Source organism: Variovorax robiniae (assembly GCF_037889955.1).
GTDB lineage: Bacteria > Pseudomonadota > Gammaproteobacteria > Burkholderiales > Burkholderiaceae_C > Variovorax > Variovorax robiniae.
In genome coordinates, this window is sequence record NZ_JBBKZS010000011.1 from 179,533 (window position 1) to 206,264 (window position 26,732).

At 66.2% G+C, this 26,732-nt stretch carries 26 protein-coding genes; 16 read left to right on the forward strand and 10 right to left on the reverse strand.

Translation table 11 applies throughout. From position 1 onward, the window contains the following. Window positions 1-226: 226 nt before the first annotated feature. The 16 genes from WKW79_RS23705 to WKW79_RS23780 all read left to right on the forward strand — a co-directional run bounded on the left by WKW79_RS23705 (window position 227) and on the right by WKW79_RS23780 (window position 15,330). Window positions 227-1,246, forward strand: coding sequence for a catalase family peroxidase (locus WKW79_RS23705; protein ID WP_340337664.1), 1,020 nt, complete (start codon window positions 227-229; stop codon window positions 1,244-1,246). Beyond that, complete coding sequence (locus WKW79_RS23710; RefSeq protein ID WP_340337665.1) at window positions 1,243-1,770, forward strand: cytochrome b; 528 nt, start codon at window positions 1,243-1,245, stop codon at window positions 1,768-1,770. Before WKW79_RS23705 ends, WKW79_RS23710 begins: the two co-directional genes overlap by 4 nt. Window positions 1,771-1,839: 69 nt before the next feature. Further along, window positions 1,840-2,787: a LysR family transcriptional regulator gene (locus WKW79_RS23715; protein WP_340337666.1), complete on the forward strand. Its 948-nt coding sequence runs from the start codon at window positions 1,840-1,842 to the stop codon at window positions 2,785-2,787. A gap of 146 nt (window positions 2,788-2,933) precedes the next feature. Continuing rightward, window positions 2,934-3,446 carry a cupin domain-containing protein gene (locus tag WKW79_RS23720; protein ID WP_340337667.1) on the forward strand — a complete coding sequence of 171 codons (513 nt, stop codon included), beginning with the start codon at window positions 2,934-2,936 and terminating at the stop codon, window positions 3,444-3,446. Window positions 3,447-3,471: 25 nt separating this feature from the next. Continuing rightward, on the forward strand, window positions 3,472-4,479 hold the full coding sequence (locus WKW79_RS23725) for a hydroxyquinol 1,2-dioxygenase (protein ID WP_340337668.1): 1,008 nt from the start codon (window positions 3,472-3,474) through the stop codon (window positions 4,477-4,479). 63 nt (window positions 4,480-4,542) lie between these two features. Then, window positions 4,543-6,288, forward strand: a complete 1,746-nt coding sequence (locus tag WKW79_RS23730; RefSeq protein WP_340337669.1) for an FAD-dependent oxidoreductase — start codon at window positions 4,543-4,545, stop codon at window positions 6,286-6,288. Between the two features lie 216 nt (window positions 6,289-6,504). Then, the gene (locus WKW79_RS23735) at window positions 6,505-6,651 is read left to right on the forward strand and encodes a c-type cytochrome (protein ID WP_340337670.1); all 147 of its coding nucleotides are present in this window, start codon (window positions 6,505-6,507) and stop codon (window positions 6,649-6,651) included. A gap of 16 nt (window positions 6,652-6,667) precedes the next feature. After that, window positions 6,668-7,129 (forward strand): nuclear transport factor 2 family protein, encoded by a 462-nt coding sequence (locus tag WKW79_RS23740; protein WP_340337671.1) that lies wholly within the window; start codon window positions 6,668-6,670, stop codon window positions 7,127-7,129. An 88-nt stretch (window positions 7,130-7,217) separates the two neighbouring features. Then, window positions 7,218-8,681, forward strand: a complete 1,464-nt coding sequence (locus WKW79_RS23745) for an aldehyde dehydrogenase family protein (RefSeq protein ID WP_340337707.1) — start codon at window positions 7,218-7,220, stop codon at window positions 8,679-8,681. Between the two features lie 53 nt (window positions 8,682-8,734). Further along, window positions 8,735-9,808 carry a maleylacetate reductase gene (locus WKW79_RS23750; RefSeq protein ID WP_340337672.1) on the forward strand — a complete coding sequence of 358 codons (1,074 nt, stop codon included), beginning with the start codon at window positions 8,735-8,737 and terminating at the stop codon, window positions 9,806-9,808. A 44-nt stretch (window positions 9,809-9,852) separates the two neighbouring features. Beyond that, window positions 9,853-11,106 (forward strand): ABC transporter substrate-binding protein, encoded by a 1,254-nt coding sequence (locus tag WKW79_RS23755; protein ID WP_340337673.1) that lies wholly within the window; start codon window positions 9,853-9,855, stop codon window positions 11,104-11,106. A gap of 2 nt (window positions 11,107-11,108) precedes the next feature. Continuing rightward, window positions 11,109-11,828 (forward strand): ABC transporter ATP-binding protein, encoded by a 720-nt coding sequence (locus WKW79_RS23760; RefSeq protein ID WP_340337674.1) that lies wholly within the window; start codon window positions 11,109-11,111, stop codon window positions 11,826-11,828. Further along, on the forward strand, window positions 11,825-12,526 hold the full coding sequence (locus WKW79_RS23765) for an ABC transporter ATP-binding protein (protein WP_340337675.1): 702 nt from the start codon (window positions 11,825-11,827) through the stop codon (window positions 12,524-12,526). The genes WKW79_RS23760 and WKW79_RS23765 overlap by 4 nt, the downstream gene beginning before the upstream one ends. A gap of 6 nt (window positions 12,527-12,532) precedes the next feature. Further along, complete coding sequence (locus WKW79_RS23770) at window positions 12,533-13,393, forward strand: branched-chain amino acid ABC transporter permease (RefSeq protein ID WP_340337676.1); 861 nt, start codon at window positions 12,533-12,535, stop codon at window positions 13,391-13,393. A 3-nt stretch (window positions 13,394-13,396) separates the two neighbouring features. Next, window positions 13,397-14,416 (forward strand): branched-chain amino acid ABC transporter permease, encoded by a 1,020-nt coding sequence (locus WKW79_RS23775; protein ID WP_340337677.1) that lies wholly within the window; start codon window positions 13,397-13,399, stop codon window positions 14,414-14,416. A gap of 23 nt (window positions 14,417-14,439) precedes the next feature. After that, a complete protein-coding gene (locus WKW79_RS23780; protein WP_340337678.1) occupies window positions 14,440-15,330 on the forward strand; it encodes an intradiol ring-cleavage dioxygenase in 891 nt (296 codons plus the stop codon). A gap of 25 nt (window positions 15,331-15,355) precedes the next feature. Here WKW79_RS23780 and WKW79_RS23785 read toward each other — a convergent pair whose 3' ends face one another. From WKW79_RS23785 to WKW79_RS23830, 10 genes are all read right to left on the reverse strand, one after another. Further along, window positions 15,356-16,186 (reverse strand): hypothetical protein, encoded by an 831-nt coding sequence (locus tag WKW79_RS23785; protein WP_340337679.1) that lies wholly within the window; start codon window positions 16,184-16,186, stop codon window positions 15,356-15,358. Beyond that, a complete protein-coding gene (locus WKW79_RS23790; RefSeq protein ID WP_340337680.1) occupies window positions 16,183-16,662 on the reverse strand; it encodes a hypothetical protein in 480 nt (159 codons plus the stop codon). Before WKW79_RS23790 ends, WKW79_RS23785 begins: the two co-directional genes overlap by 4 nt. An 11-nt stretch (window positions 16,663-16,673) precedes the next feature. Then, window positions 16,674-17,450, reverse strand: a complete 777-nt coding sequence (locus WKW79_RS23795; RefSeq protein WP_340337681.1) for a DUF2092 domain-containing protein — start codon at window positions 17,448-17,450, stop codon at window positions 16,674-16,676. A gap of 4 nt (window positions 17,451-17,454) precedes the next feature. Then, complete coding sequence (locus WKW79_RS23800) at window positions 17,455-18,942, reverse strand: DUF1254 domain-containing protein (protein WP_340337682.1); 1,488 nt, start codon at window positions 18,940-18,942, stop codon at window positions 17,455-17,457. A gap of 126 nt (window positions 18,943-19,068) precedes the next feature. Then, window positions 19,069-19,446 carry a response regulator transcription factor gene (locus WKW79_RS23805; protein ID WP_340337683.1) on the reverse strand — a complete coding sequence of 126 codons (378 nt, stop codon included), beginning with the start codon at window positions 19,444-19,446 and terminating at the stop codon, window positions 19,069-19,071. 65 nt (window positions 19,447-19,511) lie between these two features. Beyond that, entirely contained in the window at window positions 19,512-20,120 is a 609-nt protein-coding gene (locus WKW79_RS23810) for a response regulator transcription factor (RefSeq protein WP_340337684.1), read from the reverse strand. Beyond that, complete coding sequence (locus WKW79_RS23815) at window positions 20,117-21,985, reverse strand: GAF domain-containing protein (protein ID WP_340337685.1); 1,869 nt, start codon at window positions 21,983-21,985, stop codon at window positions 20,117-20,119. The genes WKW79_RS23810 and WKW79_RS23815 overlap by 4 nt, the downstream gene beginning before the upstream one ends. A 15-nt stretch (window positions 21,986-22,000) precedes the next feature. Next, complete coding sequence (locus tag WKW79_RS23820) at window positions 22,001-22,957, reverse strand: Bug family tripartite tricarboxylate transporter substrate binding protein (protein ID WP_340337686.1); 957 nt, start codon at window positions 22,955-22,957, stop codon at window positions 22,001-22,003. Window positions 22,958-23,094: 137 nt separating this feature from the next. Next, the gene (locus WKW79_RS23825) at window positions 23,095-23,613 is read right to left on the reverse strand and encodes a GNAT family N-acetyltransferase (RefSeq protein WP_340337687.1); all 519 of its coding nucleotides are present in this window, start codon (window positions 23,611-23,613) and stop codon (window positions 23,095-23,097) included. A gap of 98 nt (window positions 23,614-23,711) precedes the next feature. After that, the gene (locus WKW79_RS23830) at window positions 23,712-26,573 is read right to left on the reverse strand and encodes a PAS domain-containing protein (RefSeq protein WP_340337688.1); all 2,862 of its coding nucleotides are present in this window, start codon (window positions 26,571-26,573) and stop codon (window positions 23,712-23,714) included. Window positions 26,574-26,732 lie beyond the last annotated feature (159 nt).

Here is a 26,732-nt window from a genome sequence, read left to right on the forward strand (position 1 = left end):
GGGTGTCGATCGGCTCGCAACTATTGCGCGCGCCTGATGGACCGGTGTCCGCGCTTTCCGACAGTTGATGCCGGCCGTACGTCTGTCTGCCGAACGCTTCTTGAATCGAGCGCGTGATGTCCGACAGCAGAAATTGAGGTTTGCGGATAGATTCCGCCCACGCGTTCGGCGTTGCACGGGGTATTCCATGCGCAATCCTCAGCCACAATCTTCCGGATCAACTGCCATGCGGCTTGTGCTGATCGCGGCCATCGTCGCCGTGATCGTGCTCGCCTTTGCATGGACCGCCGGGTGGCTCACGCCCAGCCGCATCACGCCCGGCAAGATCGTGGACACGCTGGCACCCAAGGGCGGCGCGGCGCTCGGTTTCCGCCGCAACCATGCGAAGGGCATCTGCTTCACCGGGACTTTCGAATCCAATGGGGCGGGCGCCGACTTGTCGAAGGCGCAAATCCTGTCGAAGGGCGCGTATCCGGTGACAGGCCGCTTCAACCTGGCGGTGGCGGACCCGAAGACCGAGGACGCGACCGCGCGTGTGCGAGGGCTGGGGCTGCGCATCCAGTCGCCGGACGGGCAGGAATGGCGCTCGGCCATGATCGATGCGCCGTTCTTCCCGATCGCTACGCCACAGGCCTTCTACGACCTGCAGGTGGCATCGCATTCATCGGACCCGAATGCCATGAAGACCTTCGCGGGGGCGCATCCGGAACTCGGTGCGTTCGGCGCGTGGGCCGGCAGCGCGCCCTGGACCGGGTCGTACACGGAGAGCCGGTACAACAGCCTCAACAGCTTCGTCTTCACCAACGCGCACGGCCAGGACCAGGTGGTGCGCTGGTCCTTCGTGCCGGCCGCGGCGCCGGTGCCCGTGCCGCCGGATGAGCTCAAGAAGCGCGGACCGGGTTTCCTGGACAAGGACATTACGGACAAGGTTGCCGGTTCCCCGCAACGCTGGACGCTTGTTGTCATGGTGGCCAACCCAGGAGATGTGACTGCCGACCCGAGCAAGGCATGGCCGGAGGATCGGCGCAAGGTCGAGGTCGGCACGCTCCTGGTGCAGAAGATCGCGCCTGAGCCCGACGGGCCTTGCCGCGACATCAACTTCGACCCGACCGTGCTGCCCGCGGGCATGCGCACCTCCGATGATCCGTTCCCGGCCGCGCGTTCGGCGGCGTACTCGGTGTCGTACAACCGCCGTACCGCCGAAGAGAAGAGCTATCCGCGCAACGCGTCGGGAGCCAAGCCATGAGCCGCGATCCGCTGCGCTTCACGCCCCTGCAACGCGCGCTGCACTGGATCATGGCCATCTGCATCTGGGTGATGCTGTTCGTCGGCGTCGGCATGGTCTCGACGATCCAGCCCGTGTACCTGACGCTGGTGGCCTTTCACAAGCCGTTGGGGATCGCCATCCTGGTGCTTGCCGTGCTGCGGCTCATCGTGCGCTGGCGCGTTGGTGCGCCGCCGCTGCCGTCCGACATGCCTGCGCCGATGAAGCTCGCCGCGAAGCTGTCGCACGTCATGCTCTACCTGCTCATGATCGTGATGCCGCTGATCGGCTGGGGCATGCTGTCGGCGGCCGACTATCCGGTGGTGGTCGCGGGCCTGCACCTGCCGGCCATCGTGCCGCCCAGTGCCGTGCTGCACAGCATGTTGTGGAACGCGCACCAGTTCCTGGCGTTGTGCTTCTTCGCGCTGATCCTGCTGCATCTCGCTGCCGGGTTGTTCCATGCCTGGGTCCGGCGCGATGGCGTCTTTGAAAGCATGAAGCCGTGACGGACAGTCGCCGGCGGGATCTGCGCGTGGCGGCTGCGGTGTGACGTTGGTCCTTGCAGAATCGCCACCATGGACCGTCTTGAAAGCATCGAAACCTTTGTCCGCGTGGCCGAGACGCAGAGCTTTGCGGAAGCCGCCCGGCAGATGCGCATCGCCAAGTCGGTCGTGACCAGCCGCGTCAAGCAGCTGGAGGACCATGTCGGCGCGCCGCTCTTTCATCGCAGCACGCGGGTGGTGCGGCTCAGCGATGTCGGCCAGGCCTTCCTGCGCGACTGCACCTCGCTGGTGGCGCGCGCCAACGACGTGATGGACCAGATGCGCGGCGCCAGGGCAGGGCCGACGGGCGTGCTTCGGGTGCATGCGCTGACCGGCTTCGTGCTCGGCCACTTCGCGGCGTTGCTGCATGCCTTCCAGGTCAGCTATCCCGACATTCGCCTGGAGCTGATCGTGAGCGATGCGGTGGTCGATCCGGTGAAGGCGGGCGTGGACTGCGCCTTGCAGATCTTCCCGGCGGCCTCGACGGAGCTGATCTCGCGGCCACTTTTCCCCGTGCGCCGCGTGTTCTGCGCCACGCCCGAATACCTGCGCTCCAAGGGTGCACCGCAGTCGCCGCGCGACCTGCACAAGCATGCGCTTGGCCTCTACTCCGGCTACCCGACGCGGGACCGCTGGACCTTCCGGCATGGCGATGACGAGATCACGCTCTACATGAACGCCGCGCTGCTCACCAACAGCGTCCACCTGCTGCGGGAATATGCGCTGGAGCATGCCGGCATCGTCTGCCTGCCGACGCTGGTGGCGGGCGATTCCATCCTCAAGGGCGACCTGGAGGTGGTGCTGCCCGAGCACCAACTGTCGTCCTTCTCGCTGAGCGCGGTCTATGCGGGCACCTCGCGCAACGCGTTCAAGCTCAAGCTCTTCATCGAGCACATCGCGGCGGCTTTTTCGCGCGTGCCGCCCTGGGACGCACAGATGATCGAACGCGGAATGCTTCCCGAGAAAATCATCGAGGGTTGACAGTCTGTTGAGGGTTTTCCCCGACCATTGACCGGAATTCGCGAACAATGCGGTGGGAATTTTGAGCCTACCGGTCGTCCGCCTGGGTGCCTACAGTTCGCTTCACGCAGCCAGGACTGCATGTCGAACCACCCAGGAGACCCCGCATGACCGCTACCGCCTACCAGACCCGCTTCGGATCGCTGAAGAATTACGAGAAGGGCCGCGTCGAGCCGATCGCTGACGACGTGCGCCACTACGCGTTCTCGAATTGCTTTGAAATCGCGAACAACAGCAAGCCCTACGAGAAGGTCGTCTTCGGTCAGAACCAGATCTACGTGCTGGAGACGCTGCGCGCCGAAGGCAACTCGCCCTGGTACACCTGCGCCCACGACGAGTTCGCACTCGTGATGGACGGCGACGTCGAAGTGCACCTGGTGCAGCTCGACGCCTCGCAGACCGTCGCCGACACGGAGAAGAACGGCGCCGTGCTCGTCCAGGGCGAGCCCAAGGGCAAGAAGATGGGCTGGATGAAGCTGTCGCGCGGCCACCAGGGCCTGCTGCCGAAGAACACCGCCTACCAGTTCCGCACGCAGGGCGACCCCGGCGTGATCGTGCTGCAAAGCTGCAAGGGCGATCTGTCCATCGAGAAGTGGGCCGAGATCTGCCAGGTGCAATGAACTTCAACCTCCAGGAGCACACACCATGAACGCACCCGCAGAACTCGCCAAGGTCATCGCCTCGCAACCCGACGTCTCGCTCGGCTACAAGGACTTCTCGCTCGGCAGCTTCGGCTTCCGCCGAGACGAGTATTTCGCCCACATCACCTGGAAGACACGCGACGGCCGGCCGATGAGCCACACGCTCGACGTCGGCAACTACCTGCGCGCCCTGATGCGCGACGTCGCCTGGGGCTTCTTCTACGGCTGGGTCAACTTCGACGACGTGGTCGGCACGGTCAACCACTACCAGTCGGTCGACATGTACGCCGGCAGCTACAACGGCACCATGAAGGAAGCCGGCATTGACCTGCTGGAAAACTTCCCGACCGCGCAGATCCGCGCCACCTTCGAGGCGATGCTGGACGACTGGACCAACGAGACCTTCGACCCGTTCTCGGCGCCGCAGGAAACCGGCACGCCCTATGGCCGCAAGAACGGCAACAACACCGCGAAGATCACCCGGGCCCGTGAACTGGCCACGCGCTGCGTCGGGCTGAAGGGCGACCTCAACCTGCGCAGCGATGCCACCGGCGCCAAGGTCAACCGCGCCTTTGCCGACGTGCCGCAGGCGCAGCCCGAACTGCACCCCGAGCCCGGCTTCGAGAACGAGGTGCATGCCTTCAACCTCTTCGGCTTCCTGAGCCGCTCGCAGGTGACCTGGAACCCGAGCTTCACCTCGGTCGTCAAGCACAGCTACATGTGCCCGACGACGGAAGAACACATCCTGCCGATCATCCATGGCAACGACCGCGTCGAGTGGTTCTTCCAGATGACCGACGAGATCCATTGGGACTGCGGCGACAAGAACACGGGCAAGCCGATGGCCCGCGTGATCATGAAGGCCGGCGACATGGCCGCCATGCCCGCCTACTGCCGCCACCAGGGCTTCAGCCCGAAGCGCTCGATGCTGCTGGTGTGGGAGAACGGCTCGCCCACGCTGGTCTACGAGATTCAAAAGGGCGAGAGCCCTGAAATCCCGGTTCAGTTCTAAGTCCTCTTTTCAAGCATCAGGAGCGAGGCGGCAGCGCCCCTCGCTCCACCCCAGGAGACAGACATGGCAGACCTCTTCCGGTCCGGTGCCGGCGCAGCCTCGCGCCGACGTTTCATCCAGCAGGCAGGTGCGACCTCCGCGGTCGCGGCGGCGGCCACCTTCGGGCTCTCCGTGGAAGCCGCGGAGTCGAGCAATCAGAAGTTCGACGAGACCTTCGACATGGTCGTCTGCGGCAGCGGCTGCGGCGGCCTGGCCTCCGCGCTGTTCTCGAAGTGGCAGGGCAACAGCGCGGTCATCCTCGAGAAGGCCGGCAGCATCGGCGGCACCACGGCCAAGGCGGCCTTCTGGTACTGGGTGCCGAACAACGAGGCCATGAAGAAGGCCGGCATCGCCGACCCGAAGCCCGACTTCCTCAAGTACGTGGCGCGGCTGTCGAATCCGCAGAACTACGATCCCGCGCAACCGCGCCTGGGCCTCTCGCAATGGGAATACGACATGTGCGAGGCCATCTACGACAGCGCCTCGCCGGCCGCGGAACTGCTGGCCACCAAGGGCGCGCTGCCGTACCGGCATTGCCCCGACGTGCCGGACTACTTCGCCGAGCTGACCGAAGACAAGGCGCCCAAGGGCCGCGTGCTGGTGCCCGCCGGCGCGATCCCCAGCATGTCCGACGGCGGCCTGGTCGCCGTGCGCACCATGTCGACCAAGGCCCGGCAGGAAGGCATCCCGATCCGCACCGGCGTGCGCGTCACCAAGATCATCCAGAACCCGGCCGGCCGCGTGATCGGCGTCGAGGCGAAGGACGAGATGGGCGAGACGAAGCGGCTGCGTGCCCGCAAGGCGGTGATCTTTGCGACGGGTGGCTTCACCCACAACGTGGAGCTGCGCAAGAACTTCCTCAACGGCCCGATCTTCGGCGGCTGCGCCGCGCCCAGCAACGAAGGCGACTTCGTGAAGATGGCCGGCCCGCTCGGTGCGCAACTGCGCAACATGAACTACGCCTGGTGCTGCCCGATCCCGCTGGAGAAGGCGGTGGCGCGCGACGGCTCGATGTCGGGCATGTTCTCGGTCGCCGGCGACTCGATGCTCTTCGTCAACAAGTACGGCAAGCGCACGGTCAACGAGAAGCTGCAATACAACGAGCTGGCGCAGAGCTTCCACGAATGGGACGGCGCGAAGGCCGAGTACCCCAACCTGGTCCGCATCGCGGTGTGGGACCAGCGCTCGCAGCAGAACTCGGCCAGTGCGGAATACGGCCGGCTGATCGTGCCGCCGGGGACCGACGACCGGCATGTGATCAAGGGCAACACGCTGGCCGAGCTGGCGAAGGCCATCGACGAGCGCTTTGCCAAGTACGCCAGCGTGATCGGTGGTGCGCGGCCATCAGCGGACTTCCTGCAGAACCTGCAAGCCTCGATCACGCGCTTCAACGGCTTCGCGAAGACCGGCAAGGATCTCGATTTCAAGCGCGGCGAACGCGTGGTGGAACAGCTCTTCAACGGTGATGTGAAAGAGGAACCGGGCCGCGCCAACCCCACGATGTGGCCGCTCTCGGACACGGGGCCGTACTACGCGGCGCTGGTGGTGTCGGGCACGCTGGACACCAAGGGCGGGCCCAAGACCGATACCAACGGTCGCGTGCTCGATGGCAACGACAAGCCGATCGCGGGCCTCTATGGCGTCGGCAACTGCGTGGCCTCGGCATCCGGTCGGGCGTACTGGGCGGGCGGTGCGACGCTGGGGCCGATCATTGCCTTCTCGTACCGCACGGCCAACGCGGCCAGCACGGACTCCGGGAGCGCGGCATGAACACGCTGAAATGGCTCGCGGGCCTGGTGCTGCTCGGTGCGGCGCTCGGTGCCCAAGCCCAGTCGCCCGGCGAGCGCATCGCCCAGAACAGCTGCACCCAATGCCATTCCTTCGGCAAGGGCGAGCCCAACGGCGTCGGCCCCAACCTCTACGGCCTGCTCGGCAAGCAGCGCCAACAGCCCCGGCTTCACCTATTCGAAGCAATACGTCGACGCCATGAAGGGAAAGACCTGGGACAAGGCCCTGCTCGAACGCTGGCTCACCGACAGCCAGAAGGTGGCACCCGGCAGCACGATGGTCTATTTCCAGGACGACCCCAAGAAGCGCGCAGCCCTCATCGACTACCTCCAATCCCTCAAGTGAAGAAGGAGACATCACCATGGCCCTGACCCGACAAACCATGACCGACGAGCAACGCAAGTCCGTCGCACTCGAATACCTGAAGGCCTACGACCACGGCGGCGTGACTTCCACCGGCGGTTCGATCCTCGACCTGTTCGCCGATGACGCGCAGGTCTACTTCCCGAAATGGGGACTGGCCAACGGCAAGGAAGAGATCGGCCGCATGTTCGGCGACCTCGGCGGCCGGGGCAAGGCCATCACGCACGACTACGCGGGCTTCAACTGGATCATGACCGGTAGCGACATGTTCGCTTGCGAAGGCACCAGCCACGGCGAGCACGTCGACGGCCCCTGGCGCGCCGGCGTGCCCGAGTGGGCTGCCGGGCGCTGGTGCGATGTATTCGAAGTGCGCGACTGGCTGATCCAGCGTTGCTTCATCTACCTCGACCCGGACTACGCGGGCAAGGACACGGCGCGTTATCCGTGGCTGAAGCCATGACGTCCCGCGAACAAGCACCATCACATCGCAGGGAGTTGCGCTCATGAACCTCACAGACATCCAGCAGGCCGCAGGCCTCAGCAAGCCGATCCGGCACCAGCTCTTCATCGACGGCCAGTTCGTTGATGCGGAGTCGGGCGAGACGCTGGCCACGCTCAACCCGCACGACAACTCGACGATCGCCGAGGTCGCGCTGGCCGGCAAGGCTGACGTCGACAAGGCCGTTGTCGCGGCACAGCGGGCCTTCCCGAAATGGAGCCGCCTCGCAGCGGCCGACCGCGGGCGCATCCTGCTGCGCCTGGCCGACCTGATCGAGGCCAACAGCGAAGAACTGGCGCGCCTCGAATCGCTCGACACCGGCCATCCGATCCGCGACTCGCGCAACCTCGACGTGCCGCGCACGGCGGCCTGCTTCCGCTACTTCGGCGGCATGGCCGACAAGTTCCAGGGCGAGACGATTCCCGTGGAAGCCGGCTTCCTCAACTACACGCTGCGCGAGCCTGTCGGCGTGGTGGGGCAGGTGGTGCCGTGGAACTTCCCGCTGATGTTCACGAGCTGGAAGATGGCGCCCGCGCTTGCGGCCGGCAACACCATCGTGATGAAGCCTGCGGAGATCACGCCGCTGAGCTCGCTGCGCATCGCCGAACTGATGGCCGAGGCCGGCCTGCCGGAAGGCGTGGTCAACATGGTCCCGGGGCTCGGCAGCGTGGCCGGCCAGCACATTGCGGAGCACATGGACATTGCCAAGGTGGCCTTCACCGGCAGCACCGCGACCGGGCGGCGCGTGATCCAGGCCAGCGCCAGCAACCTCAAGAAGGTGCAGTTGGAACTCGGCGGCAAGGGCGCCAATATCGTGTTCGAGGATGCAAACCTCCTGGCCGCCGTCAACGGCAGTGCATGGGCCATCTTCCACAACCAGGGGCAGGCCTGCATCGCCGGCTCGCGGCTGATCCTGCACGAGAACATTGCGGACGCCTTCCTCGAGAAGTTCATTCCGCTGGCGCAATCGGTGCGGCTCGGCAATCCGCTCGACGCAACCACCGAAATGGGGCCGCTCACCAGCGCGCTGCACCGCGAACGCGTGCTGAGCTATGTCGACGTGGCGCGCGGGCAGGGCGGGGAAGTGCTGGCCGGCGGCAAGTCGCCGGGCGGTGAGCTGGCCAGCGGCTGCTATGTCGAGCCGACCATCGTGCGTGCGAAGTCGTACCTCGATCGCGTGGCGCAGGAAGAGGTGTTCGGGCCCTTCGTGACCGTGCTCACCTTCAAGACGGACGAGGAGGCATTGCAGATCGCCAACGGCACCGACTACGGCCTGGGCAGCGGGCTGTGGACATCGAACCTGCAGCGTGCCCACAAGTTCGCCCGCGAACTGCATGCGGGCATGGTCTGGATCAACTCGTACAAGCGCGTGAATCCGGGTTCGCCTTTCGGGGGTGTCGGCCAGAGCGGCTACGGGCGCGAGATGGGCTTCGACGCGATGCGCGAGTACACACAGGTCAAGAGCGTGTGGGTCAATGTCGATGCGCAGATTCCGCCGCACTTCCAGCGCTGAATGCACGACATGACGATGAGCAACTTCCGATGTCTTGCGAGGCGGAGCGCGCCATGAGCACGCGCGACTTCGTCTACACCAGCCAGCCGCAGCGCGTCGTCTTCGGCGCCGGCGCGCTGGCGCACCTGGCACGTGAGATCGATGCGCTCGGCGCGCGCCGGGCACTGGTGCTCAGCACGCCGGAGCAACGCGTGCAGGCCGAACGCGTGGCGGACATGCTGGGCGCACACGCAGCTGGCGTGTTCGACCGTGCCGTGATGCACGTGCCGATCGAGACTGCCCGCGAGGCGCGCGAAGTGGCGCGGCAACTGGATGCGGACTGCGCCGTGGCCATCGGTGGTGGCTCGACCACCGGCCTCGGCAAGGCGATCGCGCTCGATTCAGGGCTGCCGATCCTCGCCATTCCCACCACCTATGCCGGCAGCGAGATGACGCCTATCTACGGCCTGACCGAAGCCGGCGTGAAGAAGACTGGCAAGGACTTCCGCGTGCTGCCGCGCACGGTCATCTACGACCCCGAGTTGTCGCGCACGCTGCCGGTGGGCCTGAGCGTGACCAGCGGCATCAATGCCATCGCGCACGCCGCCGAAGGGCTCTACGCACAGGACAGCAACCCGGTCATGGACTTGATGGCCGAGGAGGGCATCGCCGCCCTGGCACGTGCGTTGCCGGCGATCCGAACCAAGCCCGACGACATCGACGCGCGCAGCGATGCGCTCTATGGCGCCTGGCTCAGCGGCACCGTGCTCGGCAACGTCGGCATGGCGCTGCATCACAAGCTGTGCCACACGCTGGGCGGCAGCTTCAACCTGCCGCATGCCGAGGTGCACACCGTGGTCCTGCCGCACGCGCTGGCCTTCAACGCGCAGGCCGCGCCGCAGGCCATGACACGTATCGCCTGCGCGCTCGGCACTGCGTCGGCGCCGCAGGGCATCCAGGACCTGGCCCGCCACAGCGGCGCCCCCATCGCACTGCGCGACATCGGCATGAAGGAGTCCGACCTGGACCTCGCCGCCGATATCGCCGTGCGCAATCCCTACTGGAACCCCAAGCCCTTCGGCCCCGCAGAGCGCAACGACATCCGCGCCCTGCTGCAACGCGCCTGGGCCGGCGAGCCACCCGGCTGACCCTTGTTCACCCACCGCAGATCCCCACCAAGAAGGAGACATTCATGACGCTGAATCGCAGACAGTTCACGCAAGCCACCGCCGCATGGATTGCGGCCAGCGCCACGCCGCTCGCGTTCGCGGCCGATACGCTCAAGATCGGCTACGTGTCGCCCCAGACCGGCCCGCTCGCGCCTTTCGGCGAGGCCGACAAGTGGGTCATCGAGCAGATGAAGACGGCCTTCAAGGACGGCATCACGGTCGGCGGCACGAAGTACGCCGTGCAGATCGTGCTCAAGGACAGCCAGTCCAACCCCAACCGCGCCGGCGAGGTGGCCAACGACTTGATCCTCAAGGACAAGGTCGCCCTCATGCTGACGGCCGGCACGCCCGAGACTGCCAACCCGGTCAGCGATGCCTGCGAACTCAACGAGGTGCCTTGCGTGTCGAGCGTGGTCCCGTGGCAGCCGTGGTTCTTCGGGCGCAAGGGCGACCCGGCCAAGGGCTTCAACTGGACCTATCACGTCTTCTGGGGCCTGGAGGACGTGATCGGTGCCTACACCAGCGGCTGGAAGACCGTGACGACCAACAAGAAGGTCGGCGGCCTGTTCCCGAACGACGGCGACGGCAATGCCTGGGGCGACAAGGAACTGGGCTTCCCGAAGCCGCTGGCGCAGATGGGCTTCACGCTGACCGACCCGGGCCGTTTCCAGAACGGCACGCAGGACTTCTCGGCGCAGATCGCGGCCTTCAAGTCGGCGGGCGTCGAGATCGTCACCGGCGTGGTCATCCCGCCCGATGCCAAGACCTTCCTCACGCAGGCAAAGCAGCAGGGTTTCAAGCCCAAGGTCATCACGCTGGGCAAGGCGCTGCTGTTCCCCGGCGCGATCGAGGCGCTCGGCGATCTGGGCGAGGGCCTGTCCACCGAGGTGTGGTGGAGTCCTTCGCACCCCTTCACCTCCAGCCTGACGAAGCAGAGCGCCAGCGCGCTGGCCGCGGCCTACGAGGCGGATACCAAGAAGCAGTGGACGCAGCCGATCGGCTTTGCGCATGCGCTGTTCGAGGTCGCGTCCAACGCACTGTCGCGGGCCAAGTCGACCAAGGCGGCCGACGTGCGCGATGCGGTGGCGGCCACCTCGGTCGCGACCGTGGTCGGCCCGGTGAAGTGGGGCGGCCAGGGGCCGATGAAGAACGTCAGCAAGACGCCGCTGGTGCTGGGCCAGTGGAACAAGGGCAGCAAGTACAAGGTCGAACTCACCATCGTCAACGACGAGATGGCGAAGAACATCCCGACCGGCGGCACCTTGAAGCTGCTCTGACCATGGCCCTGCTCGCCCTTCATGCCGTCGGAAAATCCTACGGCGCGCTCAAGGTCACCGACGACATCTCGCTGTCGGTCGAGGAGGGCGAGACGCTCGGCATCCTCGGCCCGAACGGCGCAGGCAAGACCACGCTGTTCAACCTGATCTCCGGCGACGTGCGCGTGGACACCGGCCGCGTGGAATACGAAGGCCGCGACGTGACCGCGCTCAAGCCCAACCAGCGCTGCCATGCCGGCATCGGCCGCAGCTACCAGGTGCCGCAGCCCTTCGGCAACATGACCGTGTTCGAGAACCTCGTGACGGCCGCCTGCTTCGGTGCGCAGCAGGGCGAGCGCGAGGCCTGGCAGACGGCCTACGAGGTGCTGGACCAGACCGGCCTCATGGCGCATGCCAACAAGCCGGCCGGTGGACTCACACTGCTCAACCGCAAGCGGCTGGAACTGGCCCGTGCGCTGGCCACGAAGCCCCGCCTGCTGCTGCTCGACGAGATTGCCGGTGGCCTCACCGAGCATGAAGCGAAGGTGCTGGTCGACGAGCTGAAGCGGATCAAGGCGCGTGGCGTCACGATGATCTGGATCGAGCACGTGGTGCATGCGCTGCTGTCGCTGGCCGATCGGCTCTTCGTCATCAACTTCGGCCAGAAGCTCGCCGAGGGCGCGCCGCAAGCCGTGATGGCCGATGCGGAAGTGCGCCGCGTCTACATGGGGATCGAGGCATGACGCAACTGTTGGCAACCCATGGGCTGCAAGCCTGGTATGGCGATGCGCAGGCGCTGTTCGGCATCGACTTCGAACTGGCGAAGGGCGAACTCGTCGCCGTCATCGGTGCCAATGGCGCCGGCAAATCGACCTTCCTGAAATGCCTGGCCGGGCTGGTGCGTGCAAAGCGCGAGGCGATCGAGTTCAAGGGCGAAGCGATCGGCGGACTGCCCGCGGGTGAGATCGTGCGGCGCGGTCTGGCGCTGGTGCCGGAGGGGCGGCGGCTCTTTCCTAGCCTGAGCGTGGAGGAAAACCTGCTGATGGGCGGCCTCACGCGGCGCGCTGGCCCGTGGAATCTGGAGCGGCTGTATGCGCTCTTCCCGATCCTCCAGGAGAAGCGCCACGTGCCCGGCACCTCGCTGTCCGGCGGGCAACAGCAGATGGTGGCGCTGGGGCGGGCGCTCATGAGCAATCCGGAAGTGCTGCTGTGCGACGAGCTGTCGCTGGGCCTCGCGCCGATCGTCATCCGCGAGATCTATGCGGCCATGCCGGCCATCACCGGCGAAGGCATGACGGTGGTCATCGTGGAGCAGGACGTGACCATGGCGCAGCGCGTGTCGCAGCGCATCTATTGCCTGCAGGAGGGGCGCGTGTCCTTGCAAGGGCGATCGGACCAGCTGACGCACTCGCAGATCTCGCAGGCCTATTTCGGCGTCTGACCCACCATGATCGAAACCCTCATCCAGGGCCTGCTGTTGGGCGGCCTCTACACCCTCTTCGCACTGGGCCAGTCGCTGATGTTCGGCGTCATGCGGCTCACCAACACGGCGCAGGGCGACTTCATCATCCTGGCCGCGTTCGCGGTCATCGGCGGCATCGCGGTGACGGGCGCCGCGCCCACGCTGGCGGCGCTGGCCCTGCTGCCGCTGGCCTTCGGCTTCGGCTATGCGCTGCAACGCTATGTGCTCAACGGCACGCTGGGCAAGGACCCGCTGCCTTCGCTGGTGGTCACCTTCGGCCTGTCGATCGTGATCCAGAACCTGCTGCTCGAAGTGTTCTCGGCCGACCCGCGTGCGATCGAGATCGGCGCCGTTGCCACGCAGGGCCTGCGGGTGGGCGACTCGCTTTCGCTTGGCGTGCTGCCGCTGGTCGTGCTGGCGGTGGCGGTGGCCGCGACGGCGGCGCTGCAATGGCTCTTCGCGCGCACGGCGATGGGCCGTGCCTTCCGCGCCGTCTCGGACGATCGCGAAATTGCCGAACTCATGGGCCTGGATGCGCGCAAGGTCTATGCGCTGGCCACCGCCATCGCCTTCGTGCTGATCGCGATCGCTGGCATCCTGCAAGGCATGCGCACCACGGTGTCGCCATCGGACGGTCCGCTGCTGCTGCTGTTCGCCTTCGAGGCCGTGATCATCGGCGGCATGGGCTCCTTCTGGGGCACGCTGGCCGGGGCCATGATCCTCGGCCTCACGCAGCAGATCGGCTTCCGGCTCGATCCGGGCTGGGGCATCTGGTTCGGGCACATCGTGTTCCTCGGCGTGCTGGTATTGCGGCCGCAGGGCCTGTTTCCAAAGACAAGGGGTTGAACCGTGACCACTGCACCTCCCTCCGTGGTTCCCGTCATCGACGTGGTGCGAAGCAATCGCGCCAGTCGCGCCGCGCTCGCGATCGGCATCGCGCTGTTGTTGATCGCAGCCAGCCTCCCGTGGTGGGGCGAGTCGAGCTGGATGCGCGAGTTCGTCGAGATTGCCTGCTACTTCATCTTCGCGATGATGTGGAACCTGCTGGCCGGTTACGGCGGCATGGTGAGCATCGGGCAGCAGGCCTTCTTCGGCTTCGGCGGCTACGTGATGCTGGTGCTCGGCAACTTCGCGGGGATCAATCCCTTCGTCGCGATTCCGCTCGGTGCGCTGGCGGCTGCGCTGGTGGCGGTGCCGGTGGCCTTCGTGGCCTTCCGGCTGTCCGGAGGCTATTTCGCGATCGGCACCTGGGTGATCGCGGAGGTGTTCCGGCTGTCCTTCGCCAACATCTCGGCGGTGGGCGGCGGCTCCGGCACCACGCTGATCGCGCTGCGCGGCATCGAGAAGGCCACGCGCGAGAGCGTGACCTACTGGATGGCGCTGGCCTGCGTGGTCGCGGCCATCTCGCTGGTCTACCTGTTCCTGCGCAGCAAGCGCGGCTTGGCCTTGCTTGCGATCCGCGACAACGAGGTGGCTGCCGAATCGCAGGGCGTGCCCGTGGCCCGCATGAAGCTCGCGGTGTATGTGGTGGCGGCCTTCGGCGCCGGGCTCGCGGGGGCGCTGTACTTCGTCGGCAACTTGCGCATCAGCCCCGATGCGGCCTTCAGCGTCAACTGGTCGGCGTTTGCCATCTTCATGGTGGTGATCGGCGGCATCGGCCGCATCGAAGGGCCGCTGGTCGGCGCGCTCATCTTCTGGGCGCTCAACAAGTTCCTGAGCGACTTCGGCACCTGGTACCTGCTCGGCCTGGGGCTGCTGGCGATCGTCATCACGCTGTTCTTCAAGCAGGGGCTGTGGGGCTATGCGCAGCAGCGCTGGGGCTGGTCGCTGTTCCCGACGCGGCGGCACCTGGTGCAGCGCATCCATTGATCCCGTTCATCCAACAACAAGCCATGCGCAACATCAACGAAAACACCATCACGCCCGCAGTCCTCGAGAGCCTCGCCGATTGCCCCGACCCGCGCTTGAAGGAAGTCCTCTCTGCGCTGGTGCGCCACCTGCACGACTTCGCGCGTGAGGTGAAGCTGACCGAGGCCGAATGGATGGCCGGCATCCAGTTCCTCACGGCGACAGGGCAGAAGTGCGATGACAAGCGGCAGGAGTTCATCCTGCTGTCGGACACGCTCGGCCTGTCGACGCTGAACGTGGCGCTCAACCATGCGAAGAGCTCGCAGGCGACCGAGGCGACGGTGTTCGGTCCCTTTCACGTGGCCGATGCGCCTCAGTTCGAGCTGGGTGACGACATCTCCGGCGGCGCTGCGGGCGAGCCACTGTTCGTGCGGGCGACCGTGCGAGGTCCGGGCGGTGAACCGGTCGCCGATGCCGTGGTTGACGTGTGGCAGGCCGACACCGAAGGTCTGTACGACGTGCAACGCGCGGACCTTGCCTCCGCGCAGGGCAGGGGCGTGCTGCGAACCGACGCGGAGGGGCGCCTGCATTTCCGCGGCGTGATGCCGGTGGCCTATCCGATCCCCACGGACGGGCCGGTCGGGCGCATGCTGGATGTGACCCGTCGACACCCTTGGCGACCTGCGCACGTGCATTTCATGATCGTGGCGCCCGGCTACGAGACGCTGATCACGCATGTGTTCAGCGATGGTGATCGCTACCTGGACAGCGATGCGGTCTTCGGTGTGCGCAGTTCGCTGATCGGGGACTTCGTGCGTCATCCGCCCGGGCTGGCGCCTGACGGCAGCGAGCAGGCCTCGGACTTCCACGTGCTGGATTTCGACTTCGTGCTGGAGCGCGCAGGCACGGTCGGCGCAGGCAACGGCGTCCGGTGACTCCTGCCGCGGACGAAGCCTCGCCCTACCACCTGAACGTCGCACCAATCATCGGCCCATTGAGCTTGATGTCATGCACCGGCGAACCCGACTTGAACTCGTAGGAGATGTAGCGCCACATGCCGGTGAGCTCGCCCCAGTCGAAGGCGTAGCTCACGCCCGCCGCCGCCTGCCAGGTGAGGCGCGACTCGCCCGCGCCCACGTCGGCATAGAAGGGCACGCTCCACCGATCGTTGATGGCATACCGGCCCTTGGCGCCGACGATGCCATCCCACACATGCTGGGTGCTGCCCGCCTGGCCGTTGCGCGCGTACGGAGCAATGCCGCCGAGATCGCCATGGATGCTCCAGGACAACGAGGGCTCGAGCGAGAACAGGCGCGCCCCGGCCACCGCGTCCAGCCGCCACCGCGGGTCGGTCGGTATCCGGTACTGGCCGCCGAGTGTCCAGATCACGCCCTTGAGCCCCCAGTCGAGATCGGCGGAGGTGCCGATCGGTATCGGCCTGTGGTTGATGGTGAAATCGCGGCTGAATTGCTTGTCGCCGCCGAGGTCGAGGTAGATGAAGTCGGTGAAGAAACCGTAGCGCCCGTTGGTCGCGTCGAGGCTGCCCATGAAGGTGAACTTGAGCGAGTCGACGATCTTCGACGCGTTCACGTCGATGGTGGCGCCGCCCGGGGAGGTCGGCACGCTCGCCCCGCTGCTCAGGCTGGGGAGGTAGCCGTAGATGGAAAGGCCGAAGCGCCATGGGCCTTCCGCGGGTGCCCCGGCAACCTCGGCGTGCGCCGCCGCCCACGGTGCAAGCAGCGCAAGCGTCGCGACGGCCTGAAGTCGCACTGGAGCAAAGCGCCCATTCATGGTTGCTGGACCACGAACACCAGATTCGGTCCGTTGAACGCCGAGCGGTAGTAGGTGCCGCCGCAGCGCTGGTATTCGACGCCGTTGAGGGCCGTCGGCGTGCACCCGGGTGGCAGCGAAGAGACGATGGTGCCGACGGCTGGTGCTGCCCTCGCAACCTCAGCCGCTGACGCGTTGGCCTCCCTGGCGACCACGACGGTACCCGCCACCGCAGCCGTCGTGGCGACCGTGGCCACCTCGGCCGCACGTGCCACTTCGGCTGTGCGAGCCACTTCGGCGGTCCTCACCACCTCCGTTTCCCGATAGGCGCTGCGCCGCGCGACACCCGCGTAGCTGACCGGTGTCATGGGCCTTCCGATGATGGCATGCGCGCTCGGCACAAGCCCCGGCATCCACTGGCCTTGACCCGGCATGTCCACCATCCATGCGATGAGGGCTGCGGCGCAGAGCACGCCTGACCGAAGAACTGGCTTCATCTGTGGTCCCCTTACTTCGTCGTCGACGCGATGCCACTGCCAGTGCCGAGAAACTCGATACGCCGCGCCTCCTTGGGCGGAGCGAAGACGAACAGCGAGTCCGGCACCTCCGGGTCGAGCTTCCAGTTGCTGAAAGACGAAGCGAATTCGGGCATGCCCTGCACCTGGCGCGTGGTGATGACGTACTTGCGCGGCAGCGGCTTGTCACCGTCCTGGACCCAGACCTGGAAGTCGACCTCCGGGCCGCGGAACGCCAGGTGCGTCGTCTTCACACCGCCGACCACGCTCGGCCCGACGACTATCGCCCCGAGCAGGCCCTGCGTGAGCCGATCAAAGGCATTCGTGGCCAGCAGGTCCGATGCCGGTGCGACGATGTCGAGGCGATCCCGCGCATAGTCCAGCGCCGCATCCAGCGTGGCGGGCGCGGGTGCCACGGCAAAGCGCTTGGCATCCAGGCTGTAGAGCGTCAGCGAAGCCCCGTCGTAGAGGAAGACCTGGTCGACGATCTCGCCCCCGCGCTCCGCCCGCAGCCGATCGGGACGCCGCACGGTGGCCTTGGCCGCGGTGTCGAACTGCAGCTTCTCGCCGGTCTTGAGAACGACTTCCAGCGTGCTGTCACTGTCCACGCTGAACCGCTTGAGCCCGGCCAGGTAGTCCGTCATGCGTCGCAGCAGTTGGGTCGCTTGCGGATCGATCCCCGCCACTTGCGCCTGGACCGACGGGCTGCCGACGGCCATCGAGACGAATGCCATGACCGCGGCGGCACCGCGTGCGAGATCGCGCAACATGGCTTCAGACTTCCTTGGCCCGCGGCGGAATCCAGGAGCCGTCGAGAAGAGATGGCGATTTGTCCTTGGGCCAGTACAGCCGCATCATGAGAATGAAGCCGTCCTTGGGCGCGGGCAGCCAGTTCTCCTCCTTGTCGGCCCCCGGCGACTCGTTCTGGATATAGAGGTCGACCGAGCCATCGGCGTTGGCCTTGAGCTTGTTGCGCTGGCTGACCGTATAGCGGTTGAGCGAGTTCGGCACGAAGAAGTAGCCCGTGTCGTACATCGTCAGCGACCAGAAGCCGTTGACAGGCGGCAGTTGGCCCTTCGGGAAGTGCATCACGTACTTCTTGGAGCCGTCGTACTTCTTCAGGATGTCGGGCCCGGTCGACGTCGGGTAGACCGCATCCTGCGGCCGGTTGGCGCCGAGGCCGATGGCCGTGATCAGGGCGCGCTGGATGTAGTTGGTGCCGTACAGGCCGGTCTTGGTCGTGTAGGTCCAGCCGTTCTTGAGCTTCAGGTCGCCAGACAGGATGCCCTTCTTCATCCAGCCCATGATCTTGGCTTGCGCCGGCTTCGGCGCTTCGGCCAGTCCCTTGCTGGTCGAAGCGTCGAGCTTGGAGGTATCGAAGTCCTGGCCCGGCACGATGCCGATCTTCGCCAGCTTGGCCACCATCGGCCCATCGGCTGCCGCTGGAGGATTGGTCTTGAGCAACTGCGCAAAGAGAGTGAAGTAACTGGCGGCATCCATCTTGTCGACCAGGTCGCGAACCGCCGTCTTGCCGTCGATGCTCGGGTCGACCGTTGCGGGCGGCGGCGTGTACGACTTTCCGTAGGACGAGAGCGGCACGGCCGACATCTGGTCTTGCAGCGCGTGGACTTCGGCATAGTCCTCTGGCGTCCCGGTGCAATAGATGCGACCCAGCATCCACACCATGCCCGTGGGCGACTTGTATTGCTTCACGCCCGCCGGCAAGGTGCCCTTCCAGCCCGGGCCGGTGATGGCGAACTTCTGCGCGCCGGTGCCCGTGGTGCGCTTGGCCGGCACCTCGAAGACGTTGGTCCAGCCATCGAGCATCGGCAGCAGGAAGAAGCGGCCTTTCATGTCGGGCGTGGAAACGACCCAGGGCTCCTTGGCCACGTCCAGCCAGATGATCGTGTAGAGCGTGTCTGCGTTCGGGGCCGTCACCGCATGGTTGTCGACCGCAGGATAGCCGCTCAGCTTGAGGAACTGGCCCATGGGCGCCTTGGCGGCTTCCGGCGCCGCGACGTTGGTCAGGCTGCGGCGGGTCATCTCCATGGTGACCAGCGGGTAGGCGTAGATGTAGGCCTCGACGCCCAAGTCGCGCGCCTGTCGGGCCTTCACGTCGTCCTTGAGGGAATCCACGCTGTCCTCGACCTCGTTCTTGAGGTCGAGCAGCAGGCTGTCGGCCGCCCGGGCGAAGCCCGATGTCCCCAGCGCCCCCAGCGTCATGGCCAGGCACAGGCCACGCCGCGTTGCATCTCCATCCATGGCGAACTCCTCGTTAGGTTGTGAGGAAATCGTAGGGTCCGCTCACTCGCAAGACAATCAAGGCGAACGCGTGCCGGAGCACGTGATGCCACGCGGTCCGGTACGTGATGCCACGTATCGCGCGGTTCAGGAACGCGAGGCCTGGAGCGCATCGCGAATGGCGGTGCGCAGGCGGAGGTCATTGCAGGGACGATCGAGAAAGTTCGTCGCACCTGCGCGCATGGCCTGGATCACCGTGTCCAGTTCGTCCGTTTCGCCGATCACGATGACAGGACAGGCAGGCGCGGCGCATGCGATCCGTTCATGGATCGGCAGCCCGGGAGACTCCAGCGCCAGCAGCAGGCAGGCGGAGGGCACGACCTCCTGCAATTCCAGCCATTCGTTGAAGCTGTCGAGCAGCACCACGGACTTCACATAGCCGCTCAGGGCGCGCGCAATCCCGGCCCGCCGGATGGCGTCGGGCTCGAGAACATAGACAGTGACGTGCATGATGGGCACTGCCATGCAGCCTGCGGCACTGGCGATGAACACGCCAGTCGTGAAATCACTGTGCCCACGTAGGTAGCGAACTACCGGTGATGCTCCGTGGCGATGCGGATCAACTCGGCGGTGCTGGCCAGGCCGAACTTCTCGAGCACCCGGCTGCGGTGCAGTTCAACGGTCCGGTGGCTGATGTCCAGGCGTTGCGCGATGACCTTGCTCGGCAGGCCCTGCATGGCCAGTTGCATGACCTCGTTCTCGCGCCCGGTGAGCAGTTCCAGCGCCTTCGCAAACTGGCCGTGCCGGCTGGAGTCGCTCCGGGCCGCCGCGTCCCGCGCAATGGCCTCGTTGATGTTGTCCAGCAGTTCCTGTTCCCGGTACGGCTTGGTGACGAATCCGACCGCGCCGCCGCGCATCGCCTCGACCACCATGGGCACGTCCGCATGCGCGGTCACGAAGACGATCGGAATGCGTGCCTTCATCTCGCTGAGCCGGGCCTGCAATCCGAGGCCGCTGATCCTTGCCATCCGCACGTCCAGCACGAGGCAGCCGGCCCGCGCGGGATCGTGGGCGGCCAGGAACTCCTCGGCCGACGCAAAGGTCTCCGCGTGCAGACCCACCGAGCCGACAAGTTCCTTCACCGAGTCCCGGACCGCCTCATCGTCGTCGACCACGAATACCGTCACACCCTGGGTCACTGGTCGATCTCCTCTGCAATGGGCAGCGTGAACTCGAAGATGGCGCCGCCGCCCGGCCTGGCCCGGCCGTCGATCCGACCGCCGTGGGCCTCCACGATCGCGCGGCACAGCGACAGGCCAATGCCCAGGCCGGCCATCTTGGTCGTGAAGAAGGCCTCGAAGATGCGCTCCAGCGCCCCTTCGCCAAAGCCGGCCCCGGTATCTTCGACGCGCACGAAGACCCGGGCATCGTCGAGGGTGCCCGCCTCGATGACCAGGTCCTTGCTCGCGGCGGGGCCGGCCGCGGCACCCATCGCATCGCTGGCGTTGCGTACCAGGTTGACGATGACCTGCTGGATCTGGATGTCATCGGCGATCACCTCCGGCAAACCGGGGGCCACCCGCAGCGTGATGACGACATCGTGGAGGTGTCCTTCCATCCGTGCGAAGCGCAGCGACTCCTCCAGGATGTGGTCGATCCGGACTCTCTTCATCTCGAGTTCGTGGCGCTTGACCATGGTGCGCAGCTTGCGCATCACCGCCCCGGCCCGGCTCGATTGGGCCGCGATCTTGTCCAGCAGTTCGCAGACCTTGGCATGGTTGGCGGCCGGCCCGGCCGCGGCATGTCGGCGCGCTGCGAGTGCATAGTTCTCGATCGCCACCAGCGGTTGGCTGACTTCGTGGGTGATGCCCGCGGACATCTCGCCCACGGTATGGAGGCGTGCAATATGCGCCAGCCGCTCGCGATGCTGCGCCGCTTCCGCCTGTGCTTCGCGCATGCTCCGCTCTGCCTGCTGGCGCGCCAGGGCGGTGGCAAACACTTCGCCGAGCAGGCGGACGCGCGGCTCCAGCGCCTCGGGCCAGGCGCGCCGGGTCTGCACGGTGTCCAGCGAGATCGCCCCCACCACCACGCCGCTGACCTTCAAGGGCAAGGCGAGGAGCGACACGCTGCCCAGCGCGCGAAGCGTGTCTCGCTCATGCGAAGCGACCGTCGCCGAGGGTTCTTCCGGGCCGTCGATGCGCACCACCCAACCGGACTTCAGGCGAGCAATGAAGGAAGGCAAGTGCCGGCCCCGCACCCGCGCGGGTTCCGGTGCATTGACGGTCCTCCAGCAGTGGCTGGGAAGCAGGTCGTCACTGCCGCGCTCGAAGGCCCACAGGGTCGCGCGCTCGGCGTGGAGAAACTCGGCCATCCGGTGAAGGCCGCTGGACACGGCTGAATCCACATCGCCAGCGGCCAGGGAGATCAACGAGGCGGCGACCTCGGCGAGCATCTGCTCGAAGGCCAGCAGGCGCTGGTTTTCTTCCTGCACATGCTTTCTCGCGATGGTGTTGCCCAGGATCTCGGCCACCAGGCGCACGCGGCTGAGCAAGTCTTCGCTCCACTCGCGGCGTCGATCCAGGCTCAGGAAATTGAGCGTTCCATAGATCTCGCCCGCCACCACGAGCGGAATGGACGCCATCGATTGCGAACCCGCTTTGTTGAACGAAGCCTTGTCGACGTGCGCCTCGGGCGGCAGCTCGTCGGCGGTGCTGAAGATCACCGCCTGGCCGCGATTGATGCGCTCGATGCACCACGGGTAGCCGAAGACCCGTTCGTGCAAGGCGGATGTCCTCAGACCAGCCCGCGTGAAGATGCCGACCCGGGTGAAGGAACGGCCATCCGGATCGAGGCGCAGCAGCGCGCAACGGTCGATGTCCAGCGCCTCCACGATCGAGCCCAGGCCGGCCGCGATGGCGGCATCGACCTCGGCCGGCCGCAGCGTGATCAGGCGGGCGGAAAGGCGGGCCAGCATCGAGTCGAAGCCCGGCAGATCGTCGAAAGGCGCAGGCGCCATCGGTGCGGCATCGCTCTGCAAGCTGATCGTTCCGGAAAGGTCGTGCACCGTTCGGCCTTCGCTTCAGGTCGCGACGCTCAGGCCTGAATCCCTCAGGATCCGTCCCCAGCGCGCATGGTCGTCGTTGACCAGTGCGGTGAACTGCTCGCGATCCGCAGCCCCGGCACTCAGACCCAATCGCGCAAAGGTCGATTGAACGCTGGGCTGCGCGATCGCCGTGCAGAACGCCCGGTTCAACGAGTCAAGCTGCTCCGCGCCCATTCCCCGGGGTGCAAATGCGCCCGCCCATTCGCTCGCCACGACGTCCAGATTCGACTCACGCATCGTTGGCACGGTCGGAAGCGAATCGGCTCGCGTCTCGCTGGTGGTGCCAAGAATCCGGACCCTGCCTGCCTGTGCGAGCGGCAGGGCCGCAAACGGCACAGCGACTGCCGATTGCAGGCTGCCCTCCAGCAACGCCGCCAGCATTTCCGCCGCGCCGCGATAGTGCACAGGCGTGACCGCGACGTCCATTTGCCTGGAAAGCGCAAGCGCGACGAGGTGCGCCACGCTTCCCGATCCCGGCGTGCCGCAATACGCGCGCGCGGGATTGCGGGCAAACCAATCCTTGAGCTCGCCAACGTTCCGGGCGGGATGGTCATTGGCGACGACCACGCACAGCGGGGTCGTCGCGATCAATGCGATGGGCGCGAGCTGGTGGATCGGGTCGATCGGCGGTTCGAGCAACAGATGAGGCTGGATGGTCACTTGCGCGCTGGGCGTGATCAGGAGCGTCTGGCCCGTGGCAGGCGCGCGGGTTGCCATTGAAACGGCGATACGGCCGCTCGCCCCACTGCGATAGTCGACGATGACTCGCGTACCCATCGCCTCTTCCAGGGGCGCCTGGAGCACACGGGCGATGCCGTCGATCGGCCCCCCTGGAGGAAACCCGAGCAGCAGCTTCGTCAGCGTCGCGCGCTCCTGCGCCTGCCCGTATTCGAAGGGCCAGCACGCCAGGGTGCCAAGGAATCCCCATGCCACATCCCGCCTCAACACACTTCACCCTCCAATGAACGAATGCGTCGCCTTGCGAGCGACTTGGGTTGCGCTGGTACAAATCCAGCGTTGTCGGCGGAATCCTACAGACTCGGATGAAAAGTTGCCATCCCGCGGTCGAGCTATGACCTGGCTCGCGGCAGCACCATGACCATTTCATGCCACGACATGCCGCCGTGATCCGACGGTGAGGGCTTGACGTACCGATACCCCATGCGCTCATAGAGACCCACGTGGCGCTCCTTGCACATCAGGTGGATGCTTGCCTTGTTGCGGACCGTCATCTCGCGCACGAACCGCTCCATCATCAAGTGCGAGTAGCCCTTGCCCTGGTATGCAGGGTCCAGCACGACGGACATGATGACCACATTCGGAGCGACAGGGTCATGGCCCACGAGCTTCTTGAATTCTTCATCGGACATGACGACTTCGTGCGCGCAGCCGCTGTTGATGAAGCCGACCACGACCCCGTCGAGTTCCATCACCTGGAAGCCCTCGGGGTACAGCGCGATGCGCGTTGCGATCTTCTCCAGCGTCGCGGCCTCGTCTCCCTCGTAGGCCGTGGACTCGATCTGGAAACAGCGCTGTGCGTCCGGGGCGAGTGCGTGGCGGAAGATGGGCTGAGGTTGAGCGGGAGACATGGTGGAAGATGCGAAGCGTCACGCGAGGCATCGATTCTGGCGCGGGCTGGTCAGCCGCGGATACAGGGCAAGCTTTCCCTGGAGCCCAGCGGCTTCGACTAGCAGCCACCCGGACCGCTGTCCAGCATCTCCCGCACCTTGGCCGCCAGCGCGGCGATCTCGAAGGGCTTGGTGATCACCTCCATGCCGTCATCCACCAGGCCGTTGCGCACCGCAGCGGTTTCTGCGTAGCCGGTGACGAACAGCACCTTGAGCGCCGGCCGCAACGCGCGCCCCGCGTCGGCGACTTGCCGGCCATTCATGCCACCCGGCAGACCCACGTCCGTGACCAGCAGGTCGATGCGTCCGGACGCCTGCAACATGCGCAAGCCGGTGGGGCCGTCCTCCGCCGCGAGCACGGTGTAGCCTGCCTCGTTCAGCACCTCGCGGATGACCTGGCGGACCGTGCCTTCGTCCTCGATGAGCAGCACGGTCTCCCCGCCGCCACCCTGGCTGGCTGCATCCGCACGGGCCGCGGGCTCGTCGACCAGCGCGTCCCCCATGTGGCGCGGAAAGCAGAGGCGCATCGTCGTGCCATGGCCCACCCGCGAATCAACGCGGATCTGCCCGCCGGACTGCCTGACGAATCCGTACACCATCGACAGGCCGAGTCCAGTGCCTTGCCCGAGGGGCTTGGTTGTGAAGAACGGGTCGAAAACGCGCGCCACCACTTGCGGCGTCATGCCGGTGCCAGTGTCGGTGACGCCCAGACAGACATAGTCGCCGGGCAGCAATTCGCGCTGGAGCGCGCCATGAGCGTCCAGCGATTCGTTCCAGGTCGCGATCAGCAGCCGCCCGCCCGATGGCATCGCGTCGCGGGCGTTGATGCACAGGTTCAGCAGCGCGTTTTCCAGTTGCGAGGCGTCGATGCGGGTCGGCCACAGGTCCGGCGCACGCTCCACCACCACCTGGACGCCGGGCCCGGCGGTCCGCTCGATCAGTTCGCTCATGCCCTGCACCAGTCGGTTGACGTCCACCGGCTTCGGGTCCAGCGTCTGCCGGCGAGAAAAGGCCAGCAGGCGCTGGGTGAGGGCGGCAGCGCGACGCACCGAGCTTTCGCTCATCTCGAGGTAGCGATCGATGCCATCGAGATGGCCGCGCCTCATCCGTACCTGCATCACCTGGAGGCTGCCGCTGATGGCCGCGAGCAGGTTGTTGAAGTCGTGCGCAATGCCGCCGGTGAGCTGGCCGACGGCTTCCATCTTCTGGGACTGGCGCAGGGCCTCCTGCGTCTCGATGTGGGCCTGCTGTTCGCGCAGCCGGTCGGTGATGTCGGTGCTGGTCTGGAAGGCGCCGATCTGTTCGCCGTTCGCATCGCGCAGCACCTCGAACTTGATCTCGTAGGTGCGCCGCGCGCGCCTCGGGTCGCCGAACTCGCCCTGCATCGTGAAGGACTCGCCCGCCATGGCCCGGCGCCAGACGGCGAGGGCGGCGTCTCGATGCTCGGGCAGCTCGCGCATCAGTTCGAGCAGGCTGTCGCCGACCGAGGGGCGGAAGCCATAGATGCGTTCGTACTCGTCGACGTTGGCCCGGTTGATGGCCAGCAGCCGATAGTCCAGGTCCAGCACCTGGATGAAGGAATCGGTGGTCTGGAAGATGGTCGCCAGCACGTCGCGCTCGGCCGTGCGGCGCGCCAATGCGGCTTCATGCTGCTTCTCCGCGGTGATGTCGCGGGCGATGCAATAGAACTTGTTGTCCTCCGGCACCGCAACCCATGACAGCCAATGCCAGTTGCCGGACTTGTCGCGGTGACGGTTCTCGAAGCGCAGCACCGGCTTCTGATGCAGGGTGGCATCGACCCAGGCGGCCATCGTGCGGGCGAGATCATCGGGATGCAGGAAGTCCTGGAACACTGCACGGGTCATTTCGGCTTCGCTCCAGCCCATCGTTTTCTCCCAGGCGGGATTGACCGTGTCGAAGTAGCCCTCGGCATTGACCACGCACAGCATCTCGGGCGTGACCTGCCAGGTCCGGCCGTGGGCCAGCGTGCGCTCGATCACGCGCCGCTCCAGGTCGACGTTCGATTCGCGCAGGCGCGCCTCGCTCTGGCGCAACTCCGTCTCCGCGCGAACCCGGTCGGTCACGTCATAGCCGCCGACGAAGACGCCCTGCACATCGCCCGCGTCGTCACGGATCGCCTCATAGAGGAAGTCGATGAAGCGGCTGCCGCCTTCGCGGTCCAGCTCGATGGGGACGGCATTGGCCTTGAAGGGCTGCCCGGTGGCATAGACCCCGTCAAGCAACTCGTAGAAGCCCTGGTCCTTCAGCTCCGGGAAGACCTCGCGCACCGTGCGCCCGATGAACTGGCGCGGACCGGCGATCTCGATGTAGGCGTCGTTGACGTACTCGAAGACATGCCGCGGCCCCGCCAGCACGCAGACGAATCCAGGCATCTGCTGCATCAGGCGCTGCTGTCGCTCGAGCGCCGCGCGCGACCGCGCTTCGGCCAGCACCTTGGAGGTGGTCTCGATGACAGTGTCCAGCATGCCGACCACCGTCCCGGTCTCGTCGAAGACGGGGCCGTAGTTGAAGGTGAACCAGGCATCCTCGAGATGGCCATTGCGATTCACCCGTACCAGGTAGTCCTCGATGAAGGTCGATTCGCCCGCCATCGCCTGTTCCGCAATTGGCTGCAATTGCTCCCAGGCCTCGCTCCAGGTCACGCGCAGTGGCTGGCCCAGGGCCTCGGGCTTGGCGCCGAGCAAGGGACGGTACGCATCGTTGTAGATGGCGATGAATTCCCGGCCCCAGAACAGGCACGACGGGATCTTGCTCGCCAGCACCAGGTCGACCGCGATGCGCAGCGCGCCGGACCAGCGCGAGATCGCGCCCAGCGGCGTGCCCGCCCAGTCGAATGCGCGAACCTTTGCGCCCATCTCGCCGCCGCCTGCGACGAATGAAGTCTCACTGGCCTTGCTCATGCAGATTCAATGTGTTGACACGCCACTCCAGGTCGAACGGTCACATGGTGGCGCCCCCGCACTTTCGCAGCGCGCAGGCAGTCTGGATGTCAGCCGATCGGCCATCTCGCCAGGATTCTCGTCGCTGATACGAGGGAGAGACATCCCGTCCTTGCAGGC

Coding starts and splice junctions, on each gene's coding strand:
- WKW79_RS23705 (WP_340337664.1), top strand. CDS start 227: ATGCGGCTTGTGCTGATCGCGGCCATCGTCGCCGTGATCGTGCTCGCC.
- WKW79_RS23710 (WP_340337665.1), top strand. CDS start 1,243: ATGAGCCGCGATCCGCTGCGCTTCACGCCCCTGCAACGCGCGCTGCAC.
- WKW79_RS23715 (WP_340337666.1), top strand. CDS start 1,840: ATGGACCGTCTTGAAAGCATCGAAACCTTTGTCCGCGTGGCCGAGACG.
- WKW79_RS23720 (WP_340337667.1), top strand. CDS start 2,934: ATGACCGCTACCGCCTACCAGACCCGCTTCGGATCGCTGAAGAATTAC.
- WKW79_RS23725 (WP_340337668.1), top strand. CDS start 3,472: ATGAACGCACCCGCAGAACTCGCCAAGGTCATCGCCTCGCAACCCGAC.
- WKW79_RS23730 (WP_340337669.1), top strand. CDS start 4,543: ATGGCAGACCTCTTCCGGTCCGGTGCCGGCGCAGCCTCGCGCCGACGT.
- WKW79_RS23735 (WP_340337670.1), top strand. CDS start 6,505: ATGAAGGGAAAGACCTGGGACAAGGCCCTGCTCGAACGCTGGCTCACC.
- WKW79_RS23740 (WP_340337671.1), top strand. CDS start 6,668: ATGGCCCTGACCCGACAAACCATGACCGACGAGCAACGCAAGTCCGTC.
- WKW79_RS23750 (WP_340337672.1), top strand. CDS start 8,735: ATGAGCACGCGCGACTTCGTCTACACCAGCCAGCCGCAGCGCGTCGTC.
- WKW79_RS23755 (WP_340337673.1), top strand. CDS start 9,853: ATGACGCTGAATCGCAGACAGTTCACGCAAGCCACCGCCGCATGGATT.
- WKW79_RS23760 (WP_340337674.1), top strand. CDS start 11,109: ATGGCCCTGCTCGCCCTTCATGCCGTCGGAAAATCCTACGGCGCGCTC.
- WKW79_RS23765 (WP_340337675.1), top strand. CDS start 11,825: ATGACGCAACTGTTGGCAACCCATGGGCTGCAAGCCTGGTATGGCGAT.
- WKW79_RS23770 (WP_340337676.1), top strand. CDS start 12,533: ATGATCGAAACCCTCATCCAGGGCCTGCTGTTGGGCGGCCTCTACACC.
- WKW79_RS23780 (WP_340337678.1), top strand. CDS start 14,440: ATGCGCAACATCAACGAAAACACCATCACGCCCGCAGTCCTCGAGAGC.
- WKW79_RS23785 (WP_340337679.1), bottom strand. CDS start 16,186: ATGAATGGGCGCTTTGCTCCAGTGCGACTTCAGGCCGTCGCGACGCTT.
- WKW79_RS23790 (WP_340337680.1), bottom strand. CDS start 16,662: ATGAAGCCAGTTCTTCGGTCAGGCGTGCTCTGCGCCGCAGCCCTCATC.
- WKW79_RS23795 (WP_340337681.1), bottom strand. CDS start 17,450: ATGTTGCGCGATCTCGCACGCGGTGCCGCCGCGGTCATGGCATTCGTC.
- WKW79_RS23800 (WP_340337682.1), bottom strand. CDS start 18,942: ATGGATGGAGATGCAACGCGGCGTGGCCTGTGCCTGGCCATGACGCTG.
- WKW79_RS23805 (WP_340337683.1), bottom strand. CDS start 19,446: ATGGCAGTGCCCATCATGCACGTCACTGTCTATGTTCTCGAGCCCGAC.
- WKW79_RS23825 (WP_340337687.1), bottom strand. CDS start 23,613: ATGTCTCCCGCTCAACCTCAGCCCATCTTCCGCCACGCACTCGCCCCG.
- WKW79_RS23830 (WP_340337688.1), bottom strand. CDS start 26,573: ATGAGCAAGGCCAGTGAGACTTCATTCGTCGCAGGCGGCGGCGAGATG.